5 protein-coding genes are annotated in these 6158 nt (G+C 62.8%); 1 reads left to right on the plus strand and 4 read right to left on the minus strand.

From position 1 onward, the window contains the following. From glgX to glgA, 4 genes are all read right to left on the minus strand, one after another. A partial coding sequence (glgX, locus tag JHD07_RS30145) for a glycogen debranching protein GlgX (protein WP_291628764.1) occupies nt 1-1404 on the minus strand: 1404 nt, incomplete at its 3' end. 21 nt (nt 1405-1425) lie between these two features. Next, nucleotides 1426-1707, minus strand: a complete 282-nt coding sequence (locus tag JHD07_RS30150) for a hypothetical protein (protein WP_291628765.1) — start codon at nt 1705-1707, stop codon at nt 1426-1428. Nucleotides 1708-1774: 67 nt separating this feature from the next. Next, nucleotides 1775-2911 (minus strand): glycosyltransferase family 4 protein, encoded by a 1137-nt coding sequence (locus tag JHD07_RS30155; RefSeq protein WP_291628767.1) that lies wholly within the window; start codon nt 2909-2911, stop codon nt 1775-1777. Nucleotides 2912-2931: 20 nt separating this feature from the next. Then, complete coding sequence (gene glgA / locus JHD07_RS30160; protein WP_291628769.1) at nt 2932-4341, minus strand: glycogen synthase GlgA; 1410 nt, start codon at nt 4339-4341, stop codon at nt 2932-2934. 358 nt (nt 4342-4699) lie between these two features. Between glgA and treZ the strand changes: the two genes are divergently transcribed. Next, nucleotides 4700-6158 (plus strand): malto-oligosyltrehalose trehalohydrolase (gene treZ, locus JHD07_RS30165; RefSeq protein WP_291628770.1); only part of this gene is annotated, 1459 nt, incomplete at its 3' end.

Consider the following 6158-nt stretch of genomic DNA (forward strand, 5'->3'; position numbering starts at 1 on the left):
GACGAAATTGACGCTGGCCCAGGGCCGGCGTCCGCGCTTGTTGAAGAGGTCGCCCGATCCCGAGATGCGCTTGGCGAAGTCGGCAAGCGTGCCCGGATCGCCTTTCCAGAACGCGCGCACCGTGTCCCGGAACTTGTCGTTCCACTCGGCCCAGCCGGGGGGAAATTGACCGACCTGGTAGCCGCCGGGCCCGATGTCCCAGGGCTCTGCGATCAGCTTGACGCTGGAGAGCACGGGATCCTGCCGGCAGGCGTCGAGGAATCCGCCGCCTTCATCGAACCCATAGGGTTCGCGCGCCAGGATGGTGGCGAGGTCAAAGCGGAAGCCGTCGATCCGCATTTCCGTTGCCCAATAGCGCAGGGAATCGGCGACGAGCTGAAGCACGCGCTGATGCGACAGGTTGACGGTGTTTCCGGTGCCGGTGTCGTTGATGTAGTAGCGCTTCTGGTCCGGCAGCAGGCGATAATAGCTGGCATTGTCGATGCCCTTGAACGACAGGGTCGGGCCGAGCTCGTTGCCTTCCGCGGTGTGATTGTAAACGACGTCAAGAATGACCTCGATGCCATGGGCGTGAAACTGGTTCACCATGGCCTTGAACTCGTTGGGGGATGACGCCTTGAGGTAGCGCGGATCCGGCGCGAAGAAGGCAATGGAATTGTAGCCCCAGTAATTGCGCAGGCCCTTTTCGACCAGATAGCTGTCGTCGACGAAGGCATGGATCGGCAGCAGCTCGGCGCTGGTGATGCCGAGCGAGCGCAAGTAGGACGGGACGTCCGAATGGGCGAGGCCGGAGAAGGTGCCGCGGTCGGCTTCGGGCACAAGCGGGTGCAGCTGGGTAAATCCCTTGACGTGCATCTCGTAGACGATCGTGCGCTCCCACGGCACTTCCGGCTTGCGCGCCACGCCCCAGGTGAAGGCGGGGTCGATGACGCGGCATTTCTGCATCAGGGGCGCGCTGTCGCGCTCGTCATAGGAGAGGTCCTTGTCGGCATGGTCGAGCTGATACCCGAACAGCTCCGGCCCCCAGCGGAGCTTGCCGACCAGCTGACGCGCGTAGGGATCGAGCACCAGCTTGTTGGGATTGAAGCGGTGGCCGGCGTCGGGTTCGTAAGGGCCGTGGACGCGATAGCCGTAGACGGTGCCGGGGCGCGCGGAGGGTAGATAGCCGTGCCAGACCTCGTCGGTGTATTCGGGCAGTTCGATGCGCTCGAGCTCGGTTTCGCCGGTGTCGTCGAACAGGCAGAGCTCGACCTTGGTAGCGTGGGCCGAGAACAGCGCGAAATTGACGCCGAGCCCGTCCCAGGTGGCGCCGAGCGGGAATGGTCTGCCCTCGGTGATCCGGGTGCGGCGCAGGCTCGAGGCCGCCCGGGTGAGGGCGTCGTCCGGGTGTACTTTTTGATCCATTTTTTGCCCCCAATGATTCCGTCAGGATGTCGGCGAATTTGCCGCGAGTTCGGTCGTTGCCTGTTCACCCACCGCCGTCGAGGCGATCACGGCGGCGGCAGGAACGTCGGAGGTCTTGTTCAGCACCTTTGCCCTCTGCAAGGCCGCCTCCTTGCTGATGGCCGAAATCGAATTGCCGATGCGCCCGACGATTGCGGCAAGCTCCGTATCCGACAGCCCAAGACGCTTCTTGACGAGGCGTACCTGGGCGCGGTCTGCCAGGTCGAGTTTGTTACGAATTGCCGGTGGTTTCGGGCGACGCATGTCGACAGCTCCTGTGTGTGGTCGTAACCGTCCCCCGATCGTTCGGTTCCTTTGCCTCAAAGACTCGTTAGGCCGGGCTTGCCGCATTCATGTCCAAGCCAACAGAAGGTATCGAAATCCGGATCTCGTTCTCGCTTTCGGCGATCGCGAGCAGGTCGAGCTGCGGTCCTTGCCGCAACGCTGGCAGCCGACGATAAGCGGCGAGGTAGTCGCGCGCCATCCGCTCGGCCGTAAAGCGTTGTTCGAACCGCTTGCGGATCCCTTGCCGCTCCAATGCGTCGATCGAATTCGCGGCCGCGACGGCCTCCTCGATGGAGTTCACCACAAACCCGCTGATACCGTGATCGATCACTTCGGGCACCGAGCCATGGGCCAGGGCGATCACCGGCGTGCCGCAAGCCATGGCTTCGATCATGACGAGGCCGAACGGCTCCGGCCAGCAGATCGGAAACAGCAGGGCCAGGGCATTGCCGAGGAAGTCGGCCTTCTGGAATTCGTTGATCTCGCCGATGAACTCGACGTTGGGATGAGCTGCGATCATCGGCTTGATGACCTGCTCCCAATAGGCTTGATCGGCGGTGTCGATCTTGGCCGCCATCTTCAGGGGCACGCCGGTTCTAGCCGCAATTTCGATCGCCTTGTCCGGCCCCTTTTCCGGAGAGATGCGCCCGAGGAACGCAAAATAGTCGCCGGTCGGTGCTTCCTGATAAGGCAGGATGTTCTCGGGCAAGCCGTGGAGCACCGTTGCGAGCCAGTTGACGGGCGGCATCGGGCGGCGTTGTGCGTCCGAGATGGACACCAGGGGAGGTTCAGGAAAAGCGGAGAAGAATGGCATCAGATCGGGCAGATCGAGACGCCCATGCAATGTGGTGAGGATCCGGTCGCGATACGGTCGCATCAAGGGATAGTGCAGTTGATCAATGTGGAAATGAAGGACGTCGAACTCGTCGGCGCGCCGCGCGACCTGGTCCAGCATCATGACGTGATGGGGTGTGACGTCCTTGACGGAGGGATCGAGGCGCAGGGCCATCTTCGAGCATGGCACAAGCTCGGCTGACGTGATCGAATCTCCGCTCGCAAACAGGGTGACCTCGTGCCCCTGGCGCACCAGCTCTTCCGTCAGGTAGGAGACGATGCGCTCGGTCCCTCCGTAAAGCCGCGGGGGGCAGCTCTCCGCCAGTGGAGCGATTTGCGCGATCTTCATGTCTGTCCCCAACTGCCTTTCTAGATCGATGCCTTGTAGAGTTCAGCGTAGGATTTGGCCGACTGGGTCCAGCTGAAGGCCTGCGCCATGGCAGCCCTGCGCATGTGATCGAGCCGGTCCTTCATGCCGAAGGTCGAGAAGGCCCGGCACAGGCCTCCGAGGAAGCCCGGCGCCGATGCGCGGTCAAACAGGAAGCCGGTCTCGCCGTCGACGATGGTCTCGGCAAGCCCGCCGGTGCGATGACCGATCGGCAACGAGCCGAAGCGCTGGGCGTACATCTGGCTGAGCCCGCATGGTTCGAACCGGGACGGCATCAGCGTGAAGTCGCTACCGGCGAAGATCTTCCGCGCCTCCGCGTCATCGAAGCCGATTTTTACGGCAATCGATCGCGGCGCACCGGCTTGCGCCTTCAGCAGAGCCTCTTCGAACTGCGGTTCGCCCTTGCCGGTGACGACGATCTGGCCGCCGGCATCGACGATCGCCTGCGCGCTCTCGATCACGAGGTCGACGCCCTTCTGATGAACCAGCCGCGCGACGAGCGCGAACAGGGGACCTCGCGACACCGCGAGGCCGAACTGATCCCTGACATCGTCGGCGTTCAGCGAGCGCTCGGCCCAGTCGCCTGCGCCGAATGGCTGGAGCAGCGAGGAGCACGTCCGTGGATCCCAGCTCTCGTCGATCCCGTTCAGAATGCCCGACAACTGGTTCCGGTCGGCCCGCTGCTTCAGCAGGCCTTCGAGACCACAGCCGAATTCTGCGGTGGTAATCTCGCGTGCGTAAGTCTGGCTGACGGTCGTCAGGTGCGAGGCATAAACGAGACCGGCCTTGATGAACGACAGGCGATTGTAGAATTCAACGCCGTCGATGTTGAAGCTCGCCTCGGGAATGCCGAGCGGTGCCAGCGAGCTCCGGTCGAATACACCTTGATAGGCGAGATTGTGGATCGTGAAGACGGTCGGAACGTGCGCATAGTGCCACTCCAGATAACCCGGGATCAGCGCGCATTGCCAGTCATTGGCGTGGACCAGGTCGGCGCTCCAATCCGTGTCGATCAGTCCCCTGGCGAGCTGTGCCGCGGCGTAGGAAAAGGTTGCGAACCGCACATTGTTGTCGCCCCAATCGGCGCCAAGGCCGTCGGCATAGGGCGTGCCATCCCGCTCGTACAGTTCCGGACAGCGGACGACATAATAGGTCAGGCCATCCGCGGCGTGCCCGAGGTCGACCTCGAAGGCCGGCAGAGCGGCGAAGGGCGGGCAACGCCCCACGGTCTTGAGTTCTTGCAACCCCCGCAGCACAGCCGGGTAGCCCGGGATGATGACGCGTACGTCAGCAAATTCTCGCAAGGCACGCGGCAGAGCCGCCGAAACGGCGGCAAGGCCGCCAACTTGAATAAAGTCTGATACTTCGGGCGTCGCGAACAGGATACGCATCGCTACGCCCGCCAATCGAGACGACAGTGGTCTTTGCCAACCATCTTTGCATTTCCAAGGACGCTCCCCCAGCGAAGCGCTGTCCTTAAATTCTGCGGCGCAGCAAAGGTTCCCGAGGGCGATAAAACAAGCGCGCTTTTTTACGCTGAGTGCAAAAGTGTACATACCGGGCGGGCAGCGGCATTTCGAGGCTCCGGACGCAGCAGCCGGTGCTCACGTTTTCCGTAAGGAACGAATGCTGCGACGGCAGCTTTCTCGTCCGAGACATGATGAAGCGAGGCGTAATCTAGCTCGGTAGCGACGCGCCCGGCTGAAGCATGTCCAATTCCGAGCATGCGGGCGCGAAAGGGGAATAGCCTTGATTCAAAGACTGGGAACGGCCGAGCAGAGCCGACGCCACGGCCCTCAGATCGTCGATCATGGGGTCTCGTTCAATCTGTGGGCGCCCACGGCTCGATCGGTCGAGCTGCTCGAAGTTGGTCAGCCGCCGCGCAGGATGCCGCGCGATGATGAGGGTTGGTATCAACTGCTCAGCGAGACCGCGCGCGCCGGCACGCGCTATCAGTTCAGGATCAACGAGGACCTCGTCGTTCCCGATCCTGCCTCGTTTTTCCAGCCGGACGACGTCGGCGGCCCGAGCGAGGTGATCGATACCGCGGCCTTGAGGGACCCGGTGCTGTATCCCGGCCGTCCCTGGGCGGAAGCCGTCATCTACGAGCTGCATGTCGGCACCTTCAGCGAGGAGGGGACCTATGCCGGCGTCGAGAAGAAGTTGGCCTATCTTCGCGATCTCGGCATCACCGCCATCGAGCTGATGCCGCTCAACGACGTCCCTGGTCGGCACAATTGGGGCTATGACGGCGTGCTCCTGAACGCGCCGAATGCCCGCTACGGCCGACCGGAAGATCTCAAGCGGCTGGTGCGGGCCGCGCATGCGCTCGACATCATGGTCTATCTCGACGTCGTCTATAATCATTTCGGCCCGCAGCTGAACTACCTGCATCTCTATGCGGAAAACTTCTTCAACCCGCGCCACGCCACCGGCTGGGGACCTGCCGTCAATCTCGAAGGGCCCGATGGCGCATTCGTGCGCGAGTTTCTGATCGAGAATGCCCTGATGTGGCTGCGCGACTATGGCTTCGACGGGCTGCGCTTCGATGCGGTCCATGCGCTGAAGGACGATTCCGAGCGTCATTTCCTGGTTGAGCTCGCCGAGACCGTGCGCAGTCAGCTGGTGGGCCGACGCGTTCATCTGATGTTGGAGAACGAGGCCAATCTGGCGCATCTGCTCACGCGTTCACAGGGCCGGGCGAAGTACTACGACGCGCAATGGGGCGACGATTTCCACAACGCGCTTCATGTCCTGCTCACGGGCGAGGACGAAGGCTATTATCGCGCCTTCGCCGACAAGCCGCTTGAACATCTGGCGCGGTCGCTGACCGAAGGCTTTGCCTATCAGGGCGAGGTATTTCCCCTGCACGAGGCGCCGCGCGGCGAGCCGAGCGCGCATCTGCCTCCGGAAGCGACGGTCTTCTTCGCCCAGAACCACGACCAGGTCGGCAACCGCGCGTTCGGGGAACGGCTGTCCCGGCTGGTCAGTCCCGACAAGCTGAATCTGGCGCTCGCCTTGGTGCTGCTGAGTCCGCATATTCCGATGCTGTTCATGGGTGAGGAAGCGGCAGCGGAGACGCCTTTCCTGTTCTTCGCGGACTGGACCGGCGAAGCTGCCGAATTGACGCGGGAAGGCCGGCGCAGGGAGTTTTCGTACTTCAAGGCGTTCGCGACCCCCGAAACGCGGGCCAGGATACCGGACCCTT

This window comes from Bradyrhizobium sp. (assembly GCF_016462955.1).
Lineage (GTDB): Bacteria > Pseudomonadota > Alphaproteobacteria > Rhizobiales > Xanthobacteraceae > Bradyrhizobium.

Excerpts from the sequence above, each read along its gene's own strand:
- JHD07_RS30150 (WP_291628765.1), bottom strand. The coding sequence starts at position 1,707 with ATGCGTCGCCCGAAACCACCGGCAATTCGTAACAAACTCGACCTGGCA.
- glgA (WP_291628769.1), bottom strand. The coding sequence starts at position 4,341 with ATGCGTATCCTGTTCGCGACGCCCGAAGTATCAGACTTTATTCAAGTT.
- JHD07_RS30155 (WP_291628767.1), bottom strand. The coding sequence starts at position 2,911 with ATGAAGATCGCGCAAATCGCTCCACTGGCGGAGAGCTGCCCCCCGCGG.